The 22235-nt window shown below is 66.9% G+C and carries 21 protein-coding genes and 1 tRNA gene; 12 read left to right on the top strand and 10 right to left on the bottom strand.

Annotation, left to right across the window (positions count from 1 at the left end):
• Positions 1 to 45: 45 nt before the first annotated feature.
• The 3 genes from ACQEV1_RS51395 to ACQEV1_RS51385 all read right to left on the bottom strand — a co-directional run bounded on the left by ACQEV1_RS51395 (position 46) and on the right by ACQEV1_RS51385 (position 3193).
• A complete protein-coding gene (locus ACQEV1_RS51395) occupies positions 46 to 402 on the bottom strand; it encodes a DUF4265 domain-containing protein (protein WP_433405487.1) in 357 nt (118 codons plus the stop codon).
• A gap of 1508 nt (positions 403 to 1910) precedes the next feature.
• Entirely contained in the window at positions 1911 to 3017 is a 1107-nt protein-coding gene (locus ACQEV1_RS51390; protein WP_433405484.1) for a PrsW family intramembrane metalloprotease, read from the bottom strand.
• Positions 3017 to 3193: a hypothetical protein gene (locus tag ACQEV1_RS51385; RefSeq protein ID WP_433405481.1), complete on the bottom strand. Its 177-nt coding sequence runs from the start codon at positions 3191 to 3193 to the stop codon at positions 3017 to 3019. The genes ACQEV1_RS51390 and ACQEV1_RS51385 overlap by 1 nt, the downstream gene beginning before the upstream one ends.
• Before the next feature lie 693 nt (positions 3194 to 3886).
• Between ACQEV1_RS51385 and ACQEV1_RS51380 the strand changes: the two genes are divergently transcribed.
• The 3 genes from ACQEV1_RS51380 (at position 3887) to ACQEV1_RS51370 (ending at position 5681) form a co-directional block, all read left to right on the top strand.
• Complete coding sequence (locus ACQEV1_RS51380) at positions 3887 to 4618, top strand: helix-turn-helix transcriptional regulator (protein ID WP_433405478.1); 732 nt, start codon at positions 3887 to 3889, stop codon at positions 4616 to 4618.
• Entirely contained in the window at positions 4615 to 5031 is a 417-nt protein-coding gene (locus ACQEV1_RS51375; RefSeq protein ID WP_433405475.1) for a hypothetical protein, read from the top strand. Before ACQEV1_RS51380 ends, ACQEV1_RS51375 begins: the two co-directional genes overlap by 4 nt.
• Positions 5032 to 5513: 482 nt before the next feature.
• Positions 5514 to 5681, top strand: a complete 168-nt coding sequence (locus ACQEV1_RS51370; protein ID WP_433405472.1) for a hypothetical protein — start codon at positions 5514 to 5516, stop codon at positions 5679 to 5681.
• Between the two features lie 502 nt (positions 5682 to 6183).
• On the opposite strand, the gene ACQEV1_RS51365 is transcribed toward ACQEV1_RS51370, so the two are convergent.
• The 3 genes from ACQEV1_RS51365 to ACQEV1_RS51355 all read right to left on the bottom strand — a co-directional run bounded on the left by ACQEV1_RS51365 (position 6184) and on the right by ACQEV1_RS51355 (position 8994).
• Positions 6184 to 6882 (bottom strand): HAD family hydrolase, encoded by a 699-nt coding sequence (locus ACQEV1_RS51365; protein WP_433405469.1) that lies wholly within the window; start codon positions 6880 to 6882, stop codon positions 6184 to 6186.
• A 100-nt stretch (positions 6883 to 6982) separates the two neighbouring features.
• Positions 6983 to 7531, bottom strand: a complete 549-nt coding sequence (locus tag ACQEV1_RS51360) for a flavoprotein (protein ID WP_433405467.1) — start codon at positions 7529 to 7531, stop codon at positions 6983 to 6985.
• Positions 7528 to 8994, bottom strand: a complete 1467-nt coding sequence (locus tag ACQEV1_RS51355; protein ID WP_433405464.1) for a helix-turn-helix domain-containing protein — start codon at positions 8992 to 8994, stop codon at positions 7528 to 7530. The genes ACQEV1_RS51360 and ACQEV1_RS51355 overlap by 4 nt, the downstream gene beginning before the upstream one ends.
• Before the next feature lie 529 nt (positions 8995 to 9523).
• Between ACQEV1_RS51355 and ACQEV1_RS51350 the strand changes: the two genes are divergently transcribed.
• From ACQEV1_RS51350 to ACQEV1_RS51340, 3 genes are all read left to right on the top strand, one after another.
• The gene (locus ACQEV1_RS51350; RefSeq protein WP_433405462.1) at positions 9524 to 9679 is read left to right on the top strand and encodes a hypothetical protein; all 156 of its coding nucleotides are present in this window, start codon (positions 9524 to 9526) and stop codon (positions 9677 to 9679) included.
• Positions 9680 to 9756: 77 nt separating this feature from the next.
• On the top strand, positions 9757 to 9978 hold the full coding sequence (locus ACQEV1_RS51345; RefSeq protein ID WP_433405459.1) for a hypothetical protein: 222 nt from the start codon (positions 9757 to 9759) through the stop codon (positions 9976 to 9978).
• 59 nt (positions 9979 to 10037) lie between these two features.
• Positions 10038 to 10394, top strand: coding sequence for a MerR family DNA-binding transcriptional regulator (locus ACQEV1_RS51340; RefSeq protein ID WP_433405456.1), 357 nt, complete (start codon positions 10038 to 10040; stop codon positions 10392 to 10394).
• A 390-nt stretch (positions 10395 to 10784) separates the two neighbouring features.
• Here ACQEV1_RS51340 and ACQEV1_RS51335 read toward each other — a convergent pair.
• Positions 10785 to 10855: transfer RNA gene (locus ACQEV1_RS51335), tRNA-Gly, on the bottom strand.
• A gap of 106 nt (positions 10856 to 10961) precedes the next feature.
• Here ACQEV1_RS51335 and dcd point away from each other — a divergent pair.
• The 4 genes from dcd to ACQEV1_RS51315 all read left to right on the top strand — a co-directional run bounded on the left by dcd (position 10962) and on the right by ACQEV1_RS51315 (position 16233).
• A complete protein-coding gene (dcd, locus tag ACQEV1_RS51330; protein WP_285582174.1) occupies positions 10962 to 11537 on the top strand; it encodes a dCTP deaminase in 576 nt (191 codons plus the stop codon).
• Positions 11538 to 11832: 295 nt separating this feature from the next.
• The gene (locus ACQEV1_RS51325; protein ID WP_433405453.1) at positions 11833 to 13071 is read left to right on the top strand and encodes a quaternary amine ABC transporter ATP-binding protein; all 1239 of its coding nucleotides are present in this window, start codon (positions 11833 to 11835) and stop codon (positions 13069 to 13071) included.
• Positions 13064 to 14824 carry an ABC transporter permease/substrate binding protein gene (locus tag ACQEV1_RS51320; RefSeq protein WP_285629500.1) on the top strand — a complete coding sequence of 587 codons (1761 nt, stop codon included), beginning with the start codon at positions 13064 to 13066 and terminating at the stop codon, positions 14822 to 14824. Before ACQEV1_RS51325 ends, ACQEV1_RS51320 begins: the two co-directional genes overlap by 8 nt.
• Before the next feature lie 308 nt (positions 14825 to 15132).
• Positions 15133 to 16233 carry a GNAT family N-acetyltransferase gene (locus tag ACQEV1_RS51315; RefSeq protein WP_433405450.1) on the top strand — a complete coding sequence of 367 codons (1101 nt, stop codon included), beginning with the start codon at positions 15133 to 15135 and terminating at the stop codon, positions 16231 to 16233.
• Positions 16234 to 16274: 41 nt separating this feature from the next.
• On the opposite strand, the gene ACQEV1_RS51310 is transcribed toward ACQEV1_RS51315, so the two are convergent.
• Complete coding sequence (locus ACQEV1_RS51310) at positions 16275 to 16910, bottom strand: hypothetical protein (protein ID WP_285582177.1); 636 nt, start codon at positions 16908 to 16910, stop codon at positions 16275 to 16277.
• 167 nt (positions 16911 to 17077) lie between these two features.
• On the opposite strand from ACQEV1_RS51310, the gene ACQEV1_RS51305 reads away from it, so the two are divergent.
• Positions 17078 to 18838 (top strand): acyclic terpene utilization AtuA family protein, encoded by a 1761-nt coding sequence (locus ACQEV1_RS51305; RefSeq protein WP_433405447.1) that lies wholly within the window; start codon positions 17078 to 17080, stop codon positions 18836 to 18838.
• A 28-nt stretch (positions 18839 to 18866) separates the two neighbouring features.
• Here ACQEV1_RS51305 and ACQEV1_RS51300 read toward each other — a convergent pair whose 3' ends face one another.
• Positions 18867 to 19445 carry a TetR/AcrR family transcriptional regulator gene (locus ACQEV1_RS51300; RefSeq protein ID WP_285629502.1) on the bottom strand — a complete coding sequence of 193 codons (579 nt, stop codon included), beginning with the start codon at positions 19443 to 19445 and terminating at the stop codon, positions 18867 to 18869.
• A gap of 80 nt (positions 19446 to 19525) precedes the next feature.
• On the opposite strand from ACQEV1_RS51300, the gene ACQEV1_RS51295 reads away from it, so the two are divergent.
• Complete coding sequence (locus ACQEV1_RS51295) at positions 19526 to 19939, top strand: organic hydroperoxide resistance protein (RefSeq protein WP_285629503.1); 414 nt, start codon at positions 19526 to 19528, stop codon at positions 19937 to 19939.
• Here ACQEV1_RS51295 and ACQEV1_RS51290 read toward each other — a convergent pair.
• Positions 19929 to 22229: a glycoside hydrolase family 3 N-terminal domain-containing protein gene (locus tag ACQEV1_RS51290; protein ID WP_433405444.1), complete on the bottom strand. Its 2301-nt coding sequence runs from the start codon at positions 22227 to 22229 to the stop codon at positions 19929 to 19931. The two genes, ACQEV1_RS51295 and ACQEV1_RS51290, sit on opposite strands and share 11 nt — an antisense overlap.
• Positions 22230 to 22235 lie beyond the last annotated feature (6 nt).

Raw genomic sequence — 22235 nt, 5'->3', positions numbered from 1 at the left:
CCGCCGGAGGCAGGAACCGGGGTATGTCGCCGGTTGCTTGTCTTGCTAGGAGTCGATCTCCCAAAAGAGCGCGCCGGCCTCCTCGAGGTCGCTGAGAGGGGCCGTCAGTGGTTGTGGGTCGGTTCCGGGTGGCAGGTCGACGGCCAGGTAGGTGCCTTGCAGCCACTCGTGGGCCAGTCCGGAGGCTGCGGCTTCGCGGTGGAGTAGTTCGTGGAGTTGGTTGAGTTGGGGGTGGTCCCTTACGAGCGCGACGCGCAGGGTGCGGTGACCTGATTTCTCGACCACGGCGGAGACCAAGTGCTGGTCATCGATGGTCACGATGTCGCGGTGGCAGATGCCGTAGGTGAAGAACGGCAGGCAGGCGATTTGGAATCTCTGCGGCGTGAGCTGGTGGGTCCACAACTGCTCGCGCGAGCCGTCCTCCCGGTCGGACAGGTCCGCGTGGATCAGGTAGTTACTGGCCTCGCGGCCGATCGGGTTCTCATGCGCGATGACGGTGATGGGTCACCTCCTAGTCGACGCTGGGACGGAGACATGTTCCAGCACTGGCGTGAGATCGCCAAGCGGGGATAGGCATCGGCAGCGAGCCAGCGTGGTTGGCCGCCCGATCGGCACGACCGGAGGGACCGGCGCCCACGCCGCACGCCCGTAGGGCGTGCCGGAGCCGGCGACCAGCGGCGGCGCTTGCGTCGCCGCCTTGATCCATTACAGCGGAATTCAGCAATACACCGCACCAAGGTCACGTCGGGAACCATGCCCCGTCGGTGGCTCGGCCACGAGGCAAGATGCTTCTCGGCCTGTCCAGCAACGCGCGCTGCGAAACGGCACGGGATGCGAAGGGACCCTCTTGAGGCAGCCACCAGTGGAGGGCGTGGGGGGCGGAGCCCCTCACCTCGGGGGTTCCAAGGGGTCGCCCCCCGGACCAGCACGAGCGGGTGACGGGAATCGAACCCCACTACCAGCTTGGGAATTCAATGGAGACCGGCCGTCAGCAGCCCTGACTTGCGGTTGCGGTGCTCCGCGAGCGACCCCTCTTGACCCCTGTTCACCCTGGCTAGTTGCACGCTAATTGCACGCGCTCGGCTGGTCGTCCTGCTCTTTTGCGGCCCCTCGGTAGCCCGGTCACCTCGGTCGCAAGCGGACCCGGAGCGCAGGGCCGGCTGCGGTCCGAGCACCGGAAGCCGCGCGGCAGCGATCGCCCCAACCACGAACGGTGAGTAACCATCCACGGCGATCGTCACGGCCTCACTGCCACTCCACCCGCTGTAGGCCGGCAGATTTACAGAGGGTCACCGAATCTACGTCCCTTACCCGCTGACCTGCGCTCGTACCATGCGACAGGTCACGGTGAGGCAAGGTCATCCCGCGCATATCCCGTGCTCGATCCCTCGACTGTCACTGCTGTGCCCTGGGCCACGCGATCCCGATCGTTGCTGCCTCAGGAGTGCGAGTGGATGCCGTCGATTTGTCACGGATGCGTGTCGCAGCCGCTTTTGCCGCGATTCCTGAACTTCGCTAATCCCAGCAGTCGAGCTGCGAACCACCTATCGAGCTTGCGGTATTGGAGGACGATGAACATCGACTAAAGCTCAGCCATTATCCGGACGGCTTTGTTCAGTTCTCCGGGCAGGCATCCGGTCCGGACGCAACGTCGACGGCTCGCCCAAGGGGGGTGGGATTCGTATCATTTCCCCTCGGCTCGGCCATCGCCACTTTACCGAGAGGACCTAGGTCCTCACCACCGGGGAACTTGATTCATCGACGGTCTGGGAGGGCCTTCGGCCGAACCGGCGGCGCCAACTGGCACGTCCTCGACTTCAACGCTTCCTTCTTGCCGGAGGCGCGAGTGATGGGCGAGGACCCGGCACGGGCCCGCTCTCTCAGAGGCTGGAGTCGAGGCGGCGCGGCCTTCATGAACGCGCAGCCTCCAGGCGGGAGCGCAGACGGCCTATCTCGGATCGCAGGGCCCGGCCGGCCTCGTGGTCGTGCAGGTCGTCGTCGATCAGGTTCAGCTCGGCGGTGCGCAGCTCGATCAGGAGGTCGCGGGGCGCCCCGTGCGGTGTACTGCGGAGTTCCCTGTGACGCCGTCGGCGGTGGGTCAGGATTTCGGTCTCCGTCTCGGTGAGCACGCCACGGCTCACCTCGGCCACGGCTGCGTTCCGGAAACATCTGAGGTATTGCCGGCGTGCGACACGGTAGACGGCCACAGCGCTGATCAGGATCACCGATCTCCTGAGGACCTCCCAGCCACCGCCGGCCAGAAACGGAGAGTCCCACCAGGCGTGCATAATCACTGCGAAAAGGAACGCGCCGACGGCGACAGGCAGCCGCCATGCCAGCGGACGCTCGCGGTTGCCGATCAAGTACCCCAGACCGGCGCCACTGACCGCGGTGAACGCCCAGTGCGTGAACCAGAGGTCAAGGGCGACCCGCCCTACCAGCGAGGTGACGGCGGCGGAACCGGCCTGCACGGCTCCTTTCTGCGTGATGGTGATGAAGACATAGCTATAGTCCTCCAGGACCGCGAAGCCGAAGCCGATCAGGGCTCCGTATGCGAACCCGTCGAGCGGGCCGCGAATCGCCTGCGGTGCCATCAGCGCTAGCAGCACGACCCCGATCAGCTTCAAGGTCTCCTCATCGATCGGAGCGGCGATCGCGATGCCCCATCGGTCTGCGAGGTCCGCCCCTGCTAGTTTCTTCACGATGTTGAGCAGTGAGCCGTTCGGAATGCCGGCGATGCCCCCCGCGCTGAACGCGCCCCAGCCAATCATCAGCAGCGCATAACCTCTCGGATGAGAGCGGATCGGATGCAGCCGGCGGAAGAACCAGTACCCGGCTAGCAGCACCGGGAGCAGAACCAGCAGCCCTACAAGGGCACCGTCGGGGAACACCGCCGCGTTCACGCCGATGTCGAGGCCCGTGAGGACGAAGCCGATCAGGAACGCCACGGCCCACAGCCAGAACGCCGAACGTCGCGTCAGTCGCGGTGTCCGTGTCGTGCGCGTCGTGCGCGCCATCACGCGCCGTCCGCGAACCGGATGTCGCGCATCATGCCGCGGATCTGGTCCGTCTTACTCCGGAAATCTGCGGGCGGGCCGGTGGCGACCATCTCGACGCCGCCGGTCGGAAGGGCGAGCACGGTGGCGATGCCGATCCGGTGGCGATCGACGAGCGCGCCGCTCAGCCCCGACACCCCTTGGGCGTTGGTGACCGGGTCCGGGCGCGCGGAGCGCCGGCGCCTTGATCCACTACAGCTCAATTCGGCAACCGTTCGTGATGATCTTCGCAGCCACTAGCTGCTCGCTCGACCCCGCTTCAAGGGGCGCCGCACGGTTGGAAAGCCATCCTGCCGACCGGCTCGTAAGCGCTTGGCCGGATCCGGCCTCCGCGCGGGCGGCATCAGGTCAGCCCAACTAGGTCGCTATGTCTGGCCTCTGTGTGAAGGAGGCATTGCAGGCAACACCGCCCGATCTGGCCCGCTACGTACTACCCTCCTCTGCTGGGGACAGGGGGTGGGAGGAGAAGAATGGCGGGGGACGAGATCGACCCGTCCACTCATCCGAAGCAGGCCGTACGGAAGGTCTTGAAAGCCCTCGTGGCGCAGGGCTGGACTCTTCGCAAGGGCGGGCACTGGGGCAAGCTCTACTGTCCATGCGAGGACGGTGGATGCACCACTATTCCGATCAGCGGCACACCTGCGAACCCCGATCGACATGCACAGCGCCTGCAACGCCTAGCCGATCGTTGCCCGCTGGAGCCAGATGATCCCCGCAGGAGTCTGACGGGCATGAAACGTGACGATGACGACAGGGATAACCGTTGACGATTGTCAACAGCTGCCTCAAGCTAGCAGGTAGGCTGCTATGAGGGATCAGCGGAGGTGCGCGTGGAATACGAACTGACGTTCGTAGTTACTGGCGCTGACGTTGATGACGACGGCGCCGTCTGGAGCTTGATGGAGCATGCTGACGCAACGCTCCATCGTGGTGCCGGCGTGGATTTGTTGACGATCTCGGTAGATGCCGACAACGCGGTAGATGCCACACAAATGGCCATAGTTGAGTGCAAGCGGCACGTGCCCGAGTTGGTATTCCTGCGATTGGATCGTGACCTGGTCGGCGTGTCCGAAATCGCCCAACGCACTAAGCGCTCACGACAGAATGTTTCGCAATGGATTTCTGGTGAGCGACATGTAGGGCTTGCCCCTTTTCCTGCACCTGAAGGGGTAGTCGGGAGAGCGCGGGTCTGGCTTTGGGGTGAAGTAAATACATGGCTGGCGCAGTTGGGTCTAAACGATGATCTATCGCGGCCTACTCGCGATGAGATTTTGGAGATCGACTACCTACTAAGCGTTTTGGAAAAAAGTAAGCGGCTTCGCGCTGAGCGAGCTTTGCTGTGGTCTGCTACGCGAGTTCGCAGAGGTAAGAGTTTCAACGTCGGGCTGCTAAATACTCGTAAGAGTTTGAGTAGAATCCATGCCGATTTCACAAATACCGGGCATATCGTTTTCGATATACACTCACTATCTCGCGTAGCGCCAAAGCGGGCGGTATCGGAAGAATTCGATGCTGCTACATCTGCTTCGAGCGCAGTGGAACTGACAGAGGTAGAGCAGTGAAAATAAGCTCGGCGATTCTAGCCGAAGCCTTTGCACGTGACAGCCGGAACGCGTTGACGCTTGTCGGGGTTGGGCAGAACGTAATCCTGACGTCGAAGCTTCCCTTGCAATTGAGGCGTGTCGTTTTTGTTCAAGTTACGGGCGATGTCGACGAATTTAAAGAGGATCGTCTTGTGACGTTTACTTTGAATGTCACGTCTCCTTCAGGTGATGTTCTCACCGATATTTCGAGTCAGGCGAATATTAGTTCGCTGCCGTGGAGTGATATTCCAGGCAGCTTGGATCTCCTGGCGGAGACCGATTTCACGGCGAAAGAGTACGGCAAGTATCCGCTAAAAACCCTTGTGAATATGGATGAACACCAAGAGTTTGATATAGAGCTGACACTCTATATCAAAGAGCCTTCGCCTTGAAAGCCTTAATCTCGCGCTAGAAGCTTTTGCGCCTAAGATTCCCCTGAAATCAATGGCGGACTGAACCGTATCCCTGTAAGTAGCGCGCCGTCGCAGCCATAGTTTGGGCCGTAGTAGGTTAGCGAGTCTTGTTCTGCGGGGCTGTAGATCCAACTAACAGGATCCAGCTCTGTTCCAGGAATATGCCGAAAGCATGCTGCTTCATCCTGGATATTTATACCCGTTGGTAGCGGTCCACTGCCAAATGACCTAGCGCTTTGCTGCGCTTGATCGCGGCGGACTATCGTGCACATGATATTTGGCCCCACTAGCTTGTTGCTGGATGAGACTTCTCTGATTGAGGATGCTAGAAGTCGCGCGATGGATTCGGGGTGGCTAACCCTGTGAATGGAGTGACGCAGGCTTCTTTCTAGCCGATTTCTCACTGACCCCGCGAAATTCTGGCCTGCCGCATGTAGCAGATAAGCTTGATTTTTGTCCAGATGACGGAAGGCGACACTGAAGTGATCGTCGGCGACAGGACGCCAATTCTCATCGAGGTCTTGAGCGTTGCTTATTACTGCGATAAACGGATGAGTGGTGCTGTCCATATGGTGTCCGTTGGACTGACGCTCAGCAGTCATTCCAGCAAAGCCGCAGCCTACGAATGATGTTCGCTTCAAGCTGTCCTGCTGTAAGGCGGGCACTGGAAGACGGAGATTGTTAATAGCCTGTGCTGCTTCTTCCGCGAGACCGGTCAGTAGATCCAGTAGGCGAACACTACGCCGAGCAAGGCAGCGTAGTAGCAGCTCATCAGTGCGTTCTAGCCGACTGCAGCGCGCTAAACCAGTAAAAGCAAACGACGAATGGCCGCACAGTACTGTTGCCTTATTTGCCGTATCTTCATGCACGCTTCCGCCGGACAGCGTCAGCCTGCGGTCAGATGCTTGGATTGTGAATCTCTGGGTAATGCACGTAAGTATCAAGGTCATTGCTCACCTTGCCCGCCATCGATCATCTATTGATCTCGCAGTTATTCCCCTGGCCGCCTATAGAGATCCTAGCTTGTGCTGCTACAACATTAGACTGGGTGCGGTAGCTGGCCGGTGCTCTGCTATGAAATCGGGGATCAGAAGCTTTCTAACAACAATCGGCCGGGCGGAGCCATCACGGTCAGGACTCTGTCACCGCTCTCCTGACGGCAGCAGGATCGGCAAGGTCGGTGAGTACAGTGATCGCTCCGGCGGTCCGCAGTTCCTCTGGAGGCGTGCTGCCGGAAGCGACGGCGATGATCTGTGCGCCGCCCTTCAGTGCGGCTTCAACATCACTGGGGCTGTCGCCGATGATCACAGTAGTTTTCTCAGTAAACATGATGCCCGTTTGCTCACGCGCTCGCTGTCTGGCGATGTTTACGAGGTTGGCGCGTACTGGGTCGTCATCGCCGTATGCGCCGGTGTTGCCGTTCAGCAACACGGCCAGGCCGAAGATGCTTAGTTTGGCTTCTGCGGAGAGGCGTGGGTTGCCAGTCAGGACGGTCTGGTGAATGTATGGGATCGTTGCAAGGCTTTCGAGTGCTTCGCGGGCTCCTGGTAGGACTCGACCGCGGCGCCGCATCTCGTCTGCGCGGCTTCGATATATCTTGGCCTGAGTTTGGACGAACTTGGGGAAGTAGTCGCCGGGGTCCTCGATGCCGTACATCTCCAGCGTCTCGCGGAAGATGATCGGCTCCGTTCGGCCGGTGACGTCGGCCAGCTTCTCGATCTTGCGGCCGGTGACCTGCTCGAACGCGGCGCGGAAGACTTCGCTGCCGACTCCGCCGGTTTCGATCAGTGTGTGATCGATGTCCCACAGGATGAGTCTCGCGGTCGTCACCGTTCCGTCCCCTGATGGCCTACGTATCTTCACGACAGCCTGCCACACCATGTTGCGGCTGTTTATGCTCCGGAAAGACAGAGGGCCATCAGAAACTCAGTTAAGCGAGCATACGCTCCGCCTCGCTAAGAGCCAGCGGCCAAGGGAACGCCTCGATGCGTTCGCCTCCTGTACCTGGAGGGTGCGGCTGGAATTCGTCGTCTCCTAGAAGAACGCGCACGCCTTCGTTCTGGAGTTCATCAACACTGCGGTGAAACGCGCGGCGCCCGGCTAGTGCGCTGTTAACAAACGGTAGGACGACCGTCGGGATCTTTAGACCCGGAGCCTCTGCGAGGATTCCCAGGGCGTAAGTGTCGCTGGTCCCCGCAGCCCACTTGTTGATCGTGTTGTAGGTGGCAGGAGCAACGATGATGGCATCGGCTCTGGGTGAACGTGGTTCACCAGGGGTCCGGTATTGGCTGCGCACGGGGCGGCCTGTCTGTGCTTCGAGCCTAGAGACGTCGATGAATCCCAGGGCCGCAGGCGTCGCAATGACAAGAACGTCCCAAGCCCGTTGCTGTGCAAGCTCGACCAGTCGGCCAACATCGGTGGCCGGTCCGGCACCACACACGATCACATAGAGAACGCGAGCGTTGCCCGGCTCTGTCACAAGCGAACCCCGATCTGAGTCGTGAACTCCCGTACCTGTCTCCTCAGACTCGGCGGGGATGTAGCTGCTAGATCGCGGAGTAGTCGATGGACAGCCGGGCGGGCCGAGACTTCTTCCGGCGCGAGTTGCTCAGCGGCACGGAGAATCTCGTATGCCTTCTCATGCTTGCCCCACTGCGTGAGAGCGCGTGAGGTGTCGATCAAGAGCGCTGCCTTGCGCTCGGTGATGGGAATGCGCTCTAGGCCGATACGGCGGGCTTCGGCGATGGCGTGGCCGGCGTCGCCGAGGAAGGTGGAGATGTTGACGCGGTGGAGTTGGACGTTGGTGGGGCCGAAGGCGGTCCAGCGGTGGTTGTAGTCGCCGCCGAGGCGTCGTCCGGCGTCTTCTGCTTCGTCGAGCATGGTGGCGACGGCTCCGCGGTCGTTGCGTTGGCCGGCGGCTACTGCTCCGCGTAGGAGGAGTGAGCCGTAGACCGAGAGGGAGTCGGGGTTGTGCTGGTCGATGTCGCGGTCTAGGCGGGCGGCGAAGCGGCTGGCGGTGGTGGTTGCTGCGCCGAAGTGGCCGTCGTCCATGAGGGCGTGGGTGATGATGCGGGCGCTGGAGGCGACGGTGACGGGGTCTTGGCTGAGTTGGGCGGCTTGCATGCTGCGGTCGGCGGCGAGCCAGGCCAGTCCCTCGTCGTCGAGTTTGAGCAGGATGCTGGCCGCGACGTGATGTGCTTCGGCCGAGAGCGCGTGGACCTGGAGCTGGGTGTCTCCCTCGATGCTCTCGGTCGCTGCTCGTAGGTCCGACAGCAGGCCGGGGAGGGTCTCGATCACTGTCGAGTAGTGGCACGCCTGGTAGTTGCGCTTCGCTGAGGCAACTGAGGCGGCCAGTGCGGACACGTTGAAGCGGGTCGCCTCGGGGAGTCCGCCGGGGACGTCGGGGTAGCCGGCCAATGCGGCGGCGAATGCCTCGACGCCTTCGAGTGGGGCGTCGCTGTCGGGGATGTCGGCGAGTACGGCGCTGAACAGCCCGGCTGCCGCGAGTCGGTGGAAGGTACGTCTGCGCAACGGGTCCCCCGCTTCCTCGGACTCGTCGTGGTCCATCTCTAGTGAACCTAGGAGAGAGGAACTCGCCAACTCCGGCGGGGTATCCCGCGGCTGGATGTCAGGCGGCGGGGTGAACGATCGGGGGGCCAGGCCGAGGGCCATGCGGGCCTGGTCGGGCATGTTCAGGCCGTCTGCGATGCGTTCGAAGACTTCTAAGGTGAGGGCTTGGCGGCCGCCGCGCTTCATGTACTCGCTGACCTTGCCCTGGGTCATGCCGCACGCGATGGCGATCTGGGTCTGGCTTGCTCCGGCGTACTGGCGTACGAGGTGGAACAGGCGTCCGACGTCGCGGGAGTTGAGGGCGTTGAGGGTCTCGGGGCGGTCCCACAGGGACGGCGGGATCGATACCGGGTCGGTTCCCTTTCCCGGCATTTCACATCTCCTCGTGCTCGCGGTACACCGACGGACACTCGCCTGTCACTGAGCGTATATCCCACCGGGGGATACCGCCGGGTTATGGGTTCGGGCTTGCTGCTGGACGACGGTTGAGGCATGCAACAGCAGCAAGCCGACGAGCAGTCACCGTGGGTCTCCTGCAACGGGCGTCGCTGGAAATTCGTGACTCCCCGCCGGGGTCTGGTCCTCGCGCGGCCTGGTGAGCCGGTGGCCCAGGAGCGGACTCGTCAGCCGTGCTCGCTATGTGCCGGTTCAGGCCTCGAACGTTCGGCGGCCTGATCAAAGCTGCAGGACCGGCGATGGCCTCCGTTTGACCCCCTGCGGAATCCCTATCTCCGTCGCCGGTCCCGCCTCCACTTCGAGAAGCGATTGGAGTTGTGGCGTTGTGTTCGACCGTGATGCGGACCTTCACGCGGTGGCGATGCTGTGCCGTGAGCTGGCGAAACTCGGGCTGAGTATTGGACTGAGCGACGCGCGGCCAGCGGTGTTAATCCGTGTCAATCGGATGTCTTCTTTGTACGTCACGCTCGACAGTTCGGGTGAGTTCTTCGAGTGGGGGAAGCCGGAGGACCGGCACCCGGTCGGGGACCCGGCTGGGGCGGCCGCCCAGCTCGCCGAAGAGGTCAAGGCACGGCTGGGCGCTCAGGACGGTGAGGCGTGATGTCGCTGAGACGTCTGGTCGGCCGATTCGTATCTAGGCGCGCGGTTCGGCGTTCGCGTCCATCTGTCCACAGGGTTTTGGATGATGTCGCCTGCACGGCTGAGGCTCGGCGGATTCAGGCGGTGCATCGCGGGTGGGTGGTGATGTGGTCGGCCTGGCACCGGACGTTCACGGCCTTCAGCTACTTCACGCCGGTCCCGCTCGTGCTGGATGAACCAACCCCCAACGCGTTGATCAACCGGATGCGTCAGGCCGAGCTGGGTTACAGCACTGCCCGCATCAACGCCCGGCCTTTCTAACGCCCTGTTGTTCCCAACCCCTTCGAACATCTTCTACGCCCTGCTGGATTGGCTCCCCCATGTCATCTCCCCGTTCTGGTTCCGGTTCTGACTTCGATGATCTGCTCAAGCCGCGGGAGGCGGCGGCGTTGTTGGGCGTGCGGACCACCACGCTGGCTCACTGGGCACGCGATGGGCTGATCAAAGCTGCCGTGCACACTCCCGGTGGTCATCGCCGTTACCGCCGTGGTGAGGTCCTGGCCCTGCGGGCCGCCAACACCACCCAGCGGCAGCAGTTCGAGCAGGACGCGGCCCGGCTTTACGACCAGGGCTGGTCGATCCGACGGGTCGCGGAAGAGTTCGGCGTCAGTTACGGCCAGATGCGCCGAATCCTGTTGAAGCAGACGGCGTTGAGGGAGCGTAGTGGTCGGGAGTGATGGCTGGTGGCTCCTGCGGACGCACCTGAGCCGGACGTCCTGGTCTTACGCGGAGTTGAGGCTGGACCGCCGCGCCGGAGCAACTTCCGCAAGGTCATCCGGTACATCTACCTGGGTGGCAGTGTTGGGAGCTTGCGGGTCCGCACCTTCACGACCTGCGGGGCGACGATCAGGGATCTGATGCGGAGGATGGGCCAGGACGGCGAGTGCTGGCGTCAGTGGCCTAGTTGCACGATGGGGCGACACACAAGCTGATCAGCGATCCGGCTTAGAGCCAACGAAAGCCGAGAAACGAAAAGAACCCTCTTGAGGCAAGAACCCGTGGGGGGCGTGGGGGGCGGAGCCCCTCACATCGGGGGTTCCAGGGGGTCGCCCCCCTGGGCCAGCACGAGCGGGTGACGGGAATCGAACCCGCACTACCAGCTTGGGAAGCTGGAGTTCTGCCATTGAACTACACCCGCAGCGGTCCGGGGACCGTTCGCACATGCTACCGGAACCCGCGACCCGGTGGTTCCCTTCATCCCCGCCTCGTACACGTCGCAGTGTCGTAGCCGGTAGTTTCAGCCTGTGCTGCTCTCCGATCGGGATCTCAAGGCCGAGATCGAGTCCGGGCGTATGAAGATCGACCCGTACGAGCCTGCGATGGTTCAGCCGTCGAGTGTCGACGTGCGGCTGGATCGGTACTTCCGGGTCTTCGAGAACCATAAATATCCTCACATCGACCCCGCCGTCGAGCAGCCAGATCTCACCCGGCTCATCGAGGTGGCGGCCGATCAGCCGTTCATCCTGCATCCCGGGGAGTTCGTGCTCGCCTCCACGTATGAGGTGTTCGGGCTGCCCGACGACCTGGCCGCGAGGCTGGAGGGTAAGTCGAGTCTCGGGCGGCTCGGGTTGCTCACGCACTCCACGGCGGGCTGGATCGATCCCGGGTTCTCCGGGCACGTCACGCTGGAGTTGTCCAACGTCGCCACGCTGCCGATCAAGCTCTGGCCCGGCATGAAGATCGGGCAGATGTGCCTGTTCCGCACGAGTTCGCCCGTCGAGCATCCGTACGGTTCGGCGCTGCACGGGTCGCGCTATCAAGATCAGCGCGGGCCGACTCCCTCGCGGTCCTACCTCAACTTCCACCGCACCCAGGTGTGAAGCGCTACAGAAAGTAACGCATACACCACGCTGCGCAGAATAATTGTGCATAGCAATTAACCTGTCGATAACCTCGCCAGACGTCTGACCTGAAAGTTCGGTTGGCGGATCCGTGCGTGGCGTGCGTCACATCGGACCTTTCGGGTCGTACAGGCGAGCCATCGGTGCGGTGCGGAGCGAGGCCGGCGGCTCGCGCCACTTGCCGCGCGGCCCCCGGGCGCGGCCTGGCTCGGTCTGGCTCGGTCCGGTCGCGCCCGTCCGTCCCGGGGCGGTGCGGCCGTACCGGAAGGACGATGTGTCCAGACTGCGCGTACGAGGGGTCTCCAAGGTCTTCGGCCGGAAATCCGCCGAAGCACTGCGCAAGATCAGTCAAGGCGCCGAGCCGGGCGAGGTACGCCGGCTCGGTGCGACCGTGGCGGTGGCCGACGTCTCCTTCGAGGTGGGAGACGGCGAGATCTTCGTCGTCATGGGCCTGTCGGGCTCGGGCAAGTCGACGCTGATCCGGATGCTCAACGGCATCCTCGAACCCAGCGCCGGCAGCATCGAGATCGACGGCGTCGACGTGGCCAAGATGAGCGGCAAGGAGCTCCGCGAGCTCCGCCAGCAGAAGATCAGCATGGTCTTCCAGCACTTCGCGCTGTTCCCGCACCGTACGGTGCTGGAGAACGCCGCGTACGGGCTGGAGGTGCGGAACGTTCCACGCCAGGAGCGGCTCGCCAAGGCCGAGGAGTTCCTGAACACCGTCGGCCTGGAGGGCTGGGGGGACCGCTACCCCGACCAGCTTTCCGGCGGCATGCAGCAGCGGGTGGGGCTCGCCCGCGCGCTGGCCGCCGAGACCGACATCCTGCTCATGGACGAGGCGTTCAGCGCCCTCGACCCGCTGATCCGGCGCGAGATGCAGGACCTGCTGCTCGACCTGCAGGGACGGCTCAACAAGACGATCGTGTTCATCACGCACGACCTCAACGAGGCGATGCGCCTCGGTGACCGGATCGCGATGCTGCGGGACGGGCAGGTCATGCAGATCGGCACCGCCGAGGAGATCCTCACCGATCCGGCCAACGACTACGTCGCGCAGTTCGTGGCGGACGTCGACCGTACCCGGGTCCTCACCGCGCGCTCCGTCATGGAGAACCCGGTCGCCGTGGTCGACGCGAACGGCGGCCCGCGTGCGGCCGTACGCGTCATGCGCGAGACCCAGTCGTCCGCGGCGTTCGTCCTCACGCGCGAACGCCGGCTGGTCGGCGCCGTCCACGCCGAGTCCGCCGCCAAGGCCGTCCGAGAGGGGCGGGCCGACCTGGAGGGACTGGTCGACGAGGACGTTCAGCCGGTGGAACCGGACACGCCCGTCGCCGACCTGTTCACCCGGTCCGCCGAGAGCCCCTTCCCGGTGCCGGTCGCCGACGGAGACGGCAAGCTGCTCGGCGTCATCCCCCGGGTCACCCTGCTCGCCGCGCTGGGCAACGGCAACGGCACCGGCAACGGCAATGGAAACGGCAACGAGGACAGCGAGGAGGTCGCCGCCGGTGTTTAGGCTCCATCTCGGTGACTGGGTCACCGACGTCGTCAACTTTCTCACCAAGCACTGCAAACCGGTCTTCTCCGCGATCAGTGACGTCGTCGACGCCGTGGTGCACGGCCTGAACCACCTCCTGGGCGCGCCGCCGTCGCTGGCGCTCGCCGCGCTGGTCGCGATGGCGTGCTGGTGGTTGCGCGGGCTGGCCGCGGGCGTGCTGACGTTCGCCGGGTTCGTGCTGATCGACGCGCTCGGGCAGTGGAACGCCGCGATGGAGACGCTCTCCCTCGTGCTCGTCTCCAGCGTCGCCGCGCTGGTGATCGGGATTCCGCTGGGCGTCCTGAGTGCCCGCGCGCCGGCGTTCAGCGCCGTCGCGCGGCCCGTGCTGGACTTCATGCAGACGATGCCGGCGTTCGTCTACCTGATCCCGGCGATCTCGTTCTTCGGACTCGGGGAGGTGCCGGGCGTCATCGCCACGATGATCTTCGCGATTCCACCCGGCGTGCGCCTGACCGAGCTCGGCATCAAGCAGGTCGACCGGGAGACGGTCGAGGCCGCCGAGGCGTTCGGCACGCCGCCGGGACGCGTGCTGACGCGGGTGCAGCTTCCGCTGGCGCTCCCGACGATCATGACCGGTGTCAACCAGGCCATCATGCTGTCGCTGTCGATGGTCGTCGTCGCGGGCATGGTCGGCGCCGAGGGGCTGGGAGCGAACGTCTTCGGCGCGATCACCCAGTACGACCTGGGCGCCGGCGCGGAGTCCGGCCTGGCCGTGGTCGTCCTGGCCATCATCCTCGACCGGATGACGGGTGCGCTCGGCGCCCGGCTGGCCCCGGCCGCCCGGCGCTCGGCCGACCGGGCCGCGCGCGGGGGCGCCGCGGCGGTTCTGCGGTACCGTCCACGGCCGGCGCTCGGCCTGTCGGGCATCGTCGTGTTCGCGCTGCTCGCCACCACGCTGGGCATCGTGGGCACGGGCGGCGGCGGAGGCAAGGGCAAGCCGATCACCATCGGCTACATCCCGTGGGACGAGGACATCGCCGTCACCCAGCTGTGGAAGACGGAGCTGGAGAAGCGCGGGTACCAGGTCACGCTGCGGCAGGTCGACGCCGGTCCGCTGTTCGCCGGGCTCGGCCAGGGCGACATCGACCTGTTCCTCGACGCCTGGCTGCCGTCCACCCACGCCGACTACTACAACAAGTACAAGAACAAGATCGAGGACATCGGCACCTGGTACGACAACGCCACCCTGCAGCTCGCCGTGCCCAAGGACGACCCGGCCAACTCCGTGGCCGATCTCAAGGGGCAGAGCTCGCGCTACCAGGGCCGCATCGTCGGCATCGAGCCGGGCGCCGGCGAGATGAAGATCGTCAAGAACAAGGTGCAGTCCGCGTACGGACTGGGTGACTACAAGCTGGTCGCGAGCAGTACGGCGGCGATGCTCGCGGAGCTGAACCGGTCGGTGCAGAGCCACCAGCCGATCGTGGTGACGCTCTGGACGCCGCACTGGGCGTACTCCAAGTTCCCGATCAAGCAGCTCGCCGACCCGCAGAAGGCCTTCGGCGCGCCGGAACAGATCCACGCGCTGGGTCGCCAGGGGTTCGGCAAGGACTTCCCGGAGCTGGCCGGCTGGCTGAAGAAGTTCAAGATGCCCGACGCGCAGCTGTTCCCGCTGGAAGACCTGGTGATGAACAAGTACAAGGGCAAGGAGGCCCAGGGCGTCGCCGAATGGGAGAAGCAGAACCCGGCGGTGGTGAAGAAGCTGACCGGGTGACACTTCGGCCGGCCGTTTCCGGTCGCACTGAGTGGCCGTCAGGTAGCGCAGACGGTAATTCTCGGTACGAGGGGTGGATAATTCCCCGTCGAAGGCGGTAACGTCGGCCCCGACGCGTTACTGGTCGATTCGGTTGACGAGAGTCACTGTGGCCTTCGTCACACGGATCGGCCGGGGACGTTGACGGCGCCATCGCACTCCCCGCTCCCCCCCGCGATGGCGCCGTCAGTCATTTCCGGGCCGTTTCCCGTAAGGGCTCATAACGTCGCGCGCCGGTCCGGATGAGGCGGTGACGTACAGTCCCAGGCATGGAGATCACGTGGCTGGGCGCGGGCGATGAGGAGCGGTACCGGGAGATACGGCTGCGGGCACTGGCCGACGCGCCGCAGGCGTTCGCCTCGACGTACGAGGACGAGAGCGCGTTCTCCCCGGACGTCTGGACCTCCCGCCTCACCAGCGACAAGAGCGTCAATCTCCTCGCCGTCGAAGACGGTGCGACGCTGGGCATGACCTCGGCGCTGATCGAGGACGGCGGCGTCGCGCACATCGTCGGCATGTGGGTCGCCCCCGAAGCGCGCGGCCGGGGCGTCGCCCGGCACCTCATCGACACGGTCGCCGGCTGGGCCGTCGACCAGGGCCTGCGTGAGCTGACCCTCTGGGTGGCCGAGCCCAACGCGCCGGCGCGTGCGCTGTACGAGAGCTGCGGGTTCCGCCCGGCCGGCGAACGGCAGCCGCTGCCCTCCGACACGTCCGTCATGGAGGATCGGCTCGTACGGGAGGTCGGGAGCGGGCTGCTGGTCGAGCGGAGCCCGTTGCCGGACGGCCTGGACGCGCGGCTGGCCGAGCAGCTCACCTTCGTGATCGAGATCGACCGGCTGAAGGCGATCCTCCGGCAGTCGCCGCTCGCCGCCGCGCCGCGCCGGGAGAACGACGCCGAGCACTCCTGGCACCTGGCCATGATGGTCCTGGTGCTGGCCGAGTACGCCGACGAGCCCATCGACGTCGGCCACACCCTCCGCCTCGTCCTCGTGCACGACCTCGTGGAGATCTACGCCGGCGACACGCCGCTGTACGACACCGCCGCCGGGGTGGACCAGCGCGAACGCGAGCTGGCCGCGGCGGACGAGCTGTTCGCGCTGCTCCCCGACGACCAGGCCGGCCACCTGCGCGCGCTGTGGGACGAGTTCGAGGAGCGGCGCACGCCCGAGGCCCGGTTCGCCAAGGCGATGGACCGGTTCCAGCCGATCCTGCTCAACTGGATGGCGCGCGGCGGCACCTGGAAGACCTTCGACGTCACGGCCGACGACGTACGGGCGCGCAAGGCCGTGATCGGCGACGGCTCCGGGACGCTGTGGAAGGCCGCCCGGCAGCTCATCGACGAGGGGCAGCGCCGCGGCTGGGTCCGGTGAGGTCCCGGCACCTGCCCGCGCGGGCAGGTGCCGGAACGCCGTCAGAGACAGGCCGGAAGGTGCATGGCCTCGACGTAGCCCCAGCGGCCGGACGACGGTGCGTACCCGAGGATCCAGGTCGTCTTCGCGTGGTGGCCGCAGTGCGCCGTCGTGATGCGGAACGTGTCGCCCTTGATCGCGTTGCCGATCACGAACGAGCGCGGGCCGCTGCGGAGCGAGCCGTTCGAGCCGAGGTGGATCGTGCCGTGCTGCGTCTTCCCGCTGTGCGGCGCGCTGATCGGCACCGTCTTCACCTGGCCCCCGCCGCCGATGGCGCGCAGGTCGCCCAGCACCGAGCCGTGGTCGCCGCCGCTGTACGCGTGCGGGTTCGTCAGGCAGGACTGGGCGATGAATCCCCAGCTCGGGTCCGTCTGCTGCGCGTAGTCCAGGACGAGCGCGTATCCCTTGTAGGTGTACCGGACGCCCACGTGCGTCGCGCTGCCGTTGGCGGACTTGCGGGGCTTGGTCCACGTACGGTCGGGCACGCCGTTCTTGGGGAAGTTCGCGTGAATCGCGCAGTCCTGCTTGAGCGTCGTCTTGTGCGTGTAGTGCGTCGCGGCCTCGGCGGTGCCGGCCAGCGCGGGCACGCTGATCAGCATTCCGGCGAGGGCGGCGGTCGCCGCGATCTTGTGCGGCACGTCTCCTCACTCCCTCGAAGAGTCGGTTACAGGTGTTCGGCATGCCGGGAACCACTGTCACGCACCCCACCGCGCGAGCGCATTGGTAAGGGCGTCCCAAGGGAGAAGGGGCGCGAGTGCGGTAATTTCGGTCCTCTTGGGAGGACTCGGGAGAAGGAGCCTCGTCCATGGACCGGCCGGTACGCATCGCCAACTGCTCGGGTTTCTACGGCGACCGGATGTCCGCGCTCGCCGAGATGGTGGAGGGCGGTCCGGTGGACGTCATCACCGGCGACTACCTGGCCGAGGTCACCATGCTCGTGCTGGCCAAGAACCGGCAGAAGAGACCCGACGGCGGTTACGCGAGCACGTTCCTGCGCCAGCTCGCCCCCGTCGTGACCCGGATCGCCGAACGCCGCATCAAGGTCGTCGTGAACGCCGGCGGCCTCGACCCGGCCGGCTGCGCCGACGCCACCCGTACGCTGCTGGCCGACGCGGGTGTGGACCTCGCGGTCGCGCACGTCGAGGGCGACGACCTCGCCGCGCGCGTCCCCGCCCTGCTCGCCGACGGCCACGACCTGGCGCACCTGGACACCGGCGAGCCGTTCGGGCGCCGGCACACGCTCACCGCCAACGCCTATCTCGGCGGTTTCGGCGTCCAGGCGGCGCTCGCCGCCGGCGCCGACATCGTCATCACCGGCCGGGTCGCCGACGCCTCACTGGTCTCCGGCGCCGCCGCGTGGTGGTGGCGCTGGACCCCGGCCGACCTCGACGCGCTGGCCGGCGCGGTGGTCGCCGGGCACGTGATCGAGTGCGGCGCGCAGGCGACCGGCGGCAACTTCTCCGGGTTCCAGGAGATCGCCGACCTCACCCATCCCGGCTTCCCGCTCGCCGAGGTCGATCGCGACGGCGCCAGCGTGATCACCAAGCACGAGGGCACCGGCGGCGCGGTCACCGTCGACACCGTCACCGCGCAGCTGCTGTACGAGATCGGCGCGCCGGGCTACCTCAATCCGGATGTCGTCGCCCATCTCGACTCGGCCCGTCTCGCCCAGGAGGGGCCCGACCGCGTGCGCGTCAGCGGGGTCCGCGGATCGGCGCCGCCGCCCACCACCAAGGTCGCCATCACCGGGCCCGGCGGCTGGCGCAACGAGTCCACGTTCGTGCTCACCGGCATCGACGTCGACGCCAAGGCGGCACTCGTCGAACAGGCGATCCGTGCCCGCCTCGACGGCGATCCCGGCATCGCCGATCTGCGGTTCACCCGCATCGGCACGCCCGCCGGGGACCCGGCCGACCAGATGGCGGGCTCCAGCCTGCTGCACGTCGCGGTCGACGGTGAGCAGGGCAGCGCCGGGCGTGCCTTCTCGTCGCTGTGCGTCGAACTCGCCCTCGCCAACTACCCGGGCATCTACGGCATGGGCGTGCCCGGCCGCGGCACGGCCTTCGGCACGTACTGGCCGACGCTCGTGCCGCAGGACCTGCTCGACCACACCGTCGTGCACGCCGACGGGCGCCGCGAGGTGGTGCCTCCTCCACCCGCCACGGCGCCGTACGAGACCGGGACCCCGGCGATCCCGGAGCCGTACGACGAGGGCGCGACCGTGGCCGGGCCGCTCGGCCGTCTCGTACGGGCCAGGTCCGGCGACAAGGGCGGCAACGCCAACGTCGGCCTCTGGGTCACCGAACCGGAGGCGTGGCCCTGGCTGCGCGCCACGATGACGACCGAACGCCTGCGCGCGCTGCTGCCCGAGGCCGCCGGCCTGCCCGTCGACCGGTACGAGCTGCCGAACCTGCGCGCGGTGAACTTCGTCGTCCGCGGTCTCCTCGACGGCGGCGCCACGGAGGCCCGCCGCTTCGACAAGCAGGCCAAGGCACTCGGGGAGTGGATCCGCGCCCGGCACGTCCCGATCCCGGAGAGGCTGCTGCCCGGCCATCACCGGGAGTGATACCTCCCAGGAACGCGGCGTGCGCGGCTCAGGCGAGGAGACGCGTCACGGCTTCGCGGGCGACGGCGCGGGCGTCCGCCGGGTCGTCGAGGTCGCCGGCCACGACCAGCCCGTCGCGGAGCATGGCGAGCATGGCGGCGGTGCGGTCGGCGTCGGCCTCGGGGCGGCCCGCCTCGGTCAGCAGGTCGCGGAGCACGCCGTGGAACCACGCGCGGTGTTCGGCGACCACCCGGCGTACGGGGTGGTCGGGGTCGGGGTACTCCGCGGCGGCGTTGACGAACGCGCAGCCGCGAAAGCCGGGACCGCAGATGAAGTCGCCGAGGTCGTCGAAGACCGACAGGATCCGGTCCTGCGGCGTGTCGCCCCGCGGGACGGTCGTCGCGTGCACGCGGTCGCTCTGTTCTTGCAGGTAGGCGCGGACGAGCTCGTCCTTTGACGGGAAGTGGTGGTAGAAGGTCGCCTTCGCCACGCCCGCCTCGGCGATGACCCGGTCGACGCCGACCGCGTGGATGCCCTCGGTGTAGAAGAGGGCGGCGGCGGTGTCGAGGATCCGCCGCCGCGCCGGGCTCGCCGCCCGCCTGTGCTCCGTCATCTCGGTCGTGGTCATGTCATTGACATTACCAGACAGATCTGTCTAGTATCAGGGCCACGACAAGACAGACAGGTCTGTCTAGACAGGAGAATGTCATGAGCGCTCTCTACACCGCGATCGCCACCGCCTCAGGCCGCGACGGCCGGGCCGTCAGCTCCGACAACAAGCTCGACGTCACGCTCGCCATGCCGAAGGAGCTCGGCGGCAGCGGAGAAGGCACCAACCCCGAGCAGCTCTTCGCGGCCGGTTACTCCGCCTGCTTCGCCAGCGCGCTGGGGCTCGTGGCGAGCAAGAAGAACATCGACGTGGCCGACGCCTCCGTGACCGGTGAGGTGGGCCTGCACCCGAACGGCTCGGGCGGCTTCAGCCTCAGCGTCACGCTGCGCGTCGAACTGCCGGACCACGTGGACGCCGAGACCGGCCGCGAACTGCTCGAGGCCACACACCAGGTGTGCCCGTACTCCAACGCGACCCGGGGCAACATCCCGGTCGAGCTGGTCAGGGAGTGACCGTCACCGGGACGGTGAGCACCCGCCCGGCGCCGAGGACACGCTCGGCGCCGGTGAGCACGAACTCCCCGCGCAGCGGCAGGTCCTCCGAGGACGAGCCGACCGCCACCTCGATGGTCCCCGGCTCGACGATCCGGCGCAGGTCGGTGCCGGTGAACGCGGTACGGTCGGCGTGCACCGAGAAGGTCACCCGGGCCGTCGCGCCCGGCGCGAGCCGCACCCGCGCCCACCCTGCCAGCCGGCGCACCGGCTGTACGACGGAGGCCACCGGGTCGGACAGGTACAGCTGCACGACCTCGGTGCCGGGACGGTCGCCGAGATTGCGCACGGTCACCGCGACCTCGACCGTGCCGTCCGTCGGCGCGGAGGGGTCCACGCGCAGGTCCTCGTAGCCGAACCTTGTCCACGTCAGGCCGTGCCCGAACGCGAACAGCGGCTCGGGGTCCACCGCGCTCCACCGCGACGACGCGCCCGTACGGGGCCGCAGGTAGGTGCCCGGCTGGCCGCCCGGGTGGCGCGGCACGCTCACCGGCAGCCGGCCCGACGGCTCGACCCGGCCGGACAGCACTCCGGCGATCGCCGGGGCGCCCTCCTCGCCGGGGAAGAAGGTCTGCACCACGGCGGCGGCCCGATCGGCGATGCCGCCCAGCGCGTACGGCCGGCCGGTCAGCAGGACCACGACCGTGGGAGTGCCGGTCGCCAGCACCGCCTCGGCGAGCGCGCGCTGCCGGCCGGGCAGGGCGAGCGTCTCGGCGTCGCAGCCCTCGCCGGACGTGCCGTGGCCGAACATCCCGGCCCGGTCGCCGAGGGCGAGCACGCACACGTCGGCCCCGCGCGCCGCCGTGACCGCCGCATCGATGTCGCCGTCGCCGGACACCATGACGTCGCCGCCGCCCGCCGCCGTCAGCTCGACGCCGGGCAGCTCGGCCCGCAGCGCCTCGGTGAGAGAGGACACCTCCACGCCGATCGGCAGGTCCGGGTACCGCGCGGCCATGTGGTTGGGGAAGGTGTAGCAGCCCATCATCGCCCGCGCGTCGTCGGCCAGCGGGCCGGCCACGGCCAGCCGCCGCGCCCGCAGCGGGAGCACGCCGTCGTTGGCCAGCAGCACGACCGACTCCTCCGCGAGGCGGCGTGCGAGGCGCCGCAGCTCGGGTGGGTCCAGGTCGGCCGCGTCCGTCTCCTCCACCCGGTCGTCCAGCAGCCCGAGCTCGCACTTGAGCGCGAGCACCCGGGCGACCGCCCGGTCGAGATGCTCCTCGGGCACCGTGCCACGCCGCACCTGTTCGACGAGCGGAGCGCCGTAGCAGCGCACGGTGGGCAGCTCGACGTCGACGCCGGCGCGCAGCGCGAGCGCGGCCGCCTCCCCGGGGGAGCCCGCGACCCCGTGCATGTCCTCCAGGAACGAGATCGCGAAGTAGTCGGCCACCACGATGCCGGTGAAGCCGAGCTCCTCGCGGAGCAGCCCGGTGAGCAGGCGCTCGTTGGCGGCCATGGGAACGCCGTCGACGTCGGCGTAGGAGTTCATCACCGCACGCGCGCCGCCCTCGCGCAGCGCGAGCACGAAGGGTTCGAGGATGACGTCGGCGAACTCCCGCGGGCCCATCGGCACCGGGGCCATGTTGCGGCCCCCGCGCGAGGCGGAGTACCCGGCGAAGTGCTTGAGCGTCGCGACCAGACCCGCGCGTTCGAGCCCGCGGACGTAGGCGGTGCCGACGACGCCGACGAGGTAGGGGTCCTCGCCGATGGTCTCCTCCGTACGGCCCCAGCGGTAGTCGCGGGTGACGTCGAGGACCGGTGCCAGTCCCTGGTGCACGCCGGCGCGCCGCATGGTCGCCGCGACGGCGGCGGCCATCTCCTCGACCAGCTCCGGGTCGAAGCTCGCGCCCCAGGCGAGCGGGCAGGGGAACACGGTCGCGGTCCAGGTCATGAAGCCGGTGAGGCACTCCTCGTGCGCGATCGCGGGGATGCCGAAGCGGTTCGCCGCCGTCACCCGTGCCTGGAGCTCGCGCAGCCGCGCCGCGCCGTCGGCCGGGCGTACCGGCGCCGTGCCGAAGACGCGGGTGAGCTGGCCGAGCCCGTGCCGGAGGACCTCCTCCAGCGGCGGCGGCTCGCCGAAGTCGTCGGGCAGCGGCGCCACCTCCTCGCCCTCGCGCGCGGACTCGGCCCAGTAGCCGATGAGCTGCGCGGCCTTCTCCTCGACGGTCATGCGGTCGAGCAGGTCGGCGACCCGCTCGGCCACCGGGAGCCGGGGGTCCCGCCACGACTCGTGGGTGCGGAGCGTCTCGGCCATGGGCGG

Origin of the sequence: Actinoallomurus sp. CA-142502, from assembly GCF_050936355.1 — a bacterium.
Classification (GTDB): Bacteria; Actinomycetota; Actinomycetes; order Streptosporangiales; family Streptosporangiaceae; genus Actinoallomurus; species Actinoallomurus iriomotensis.
The sequence above is the reverse complement of the archived record's forward strand: the minus strand, read 5'-3'. Positions and strand labels throughout refer to the sequence as shown.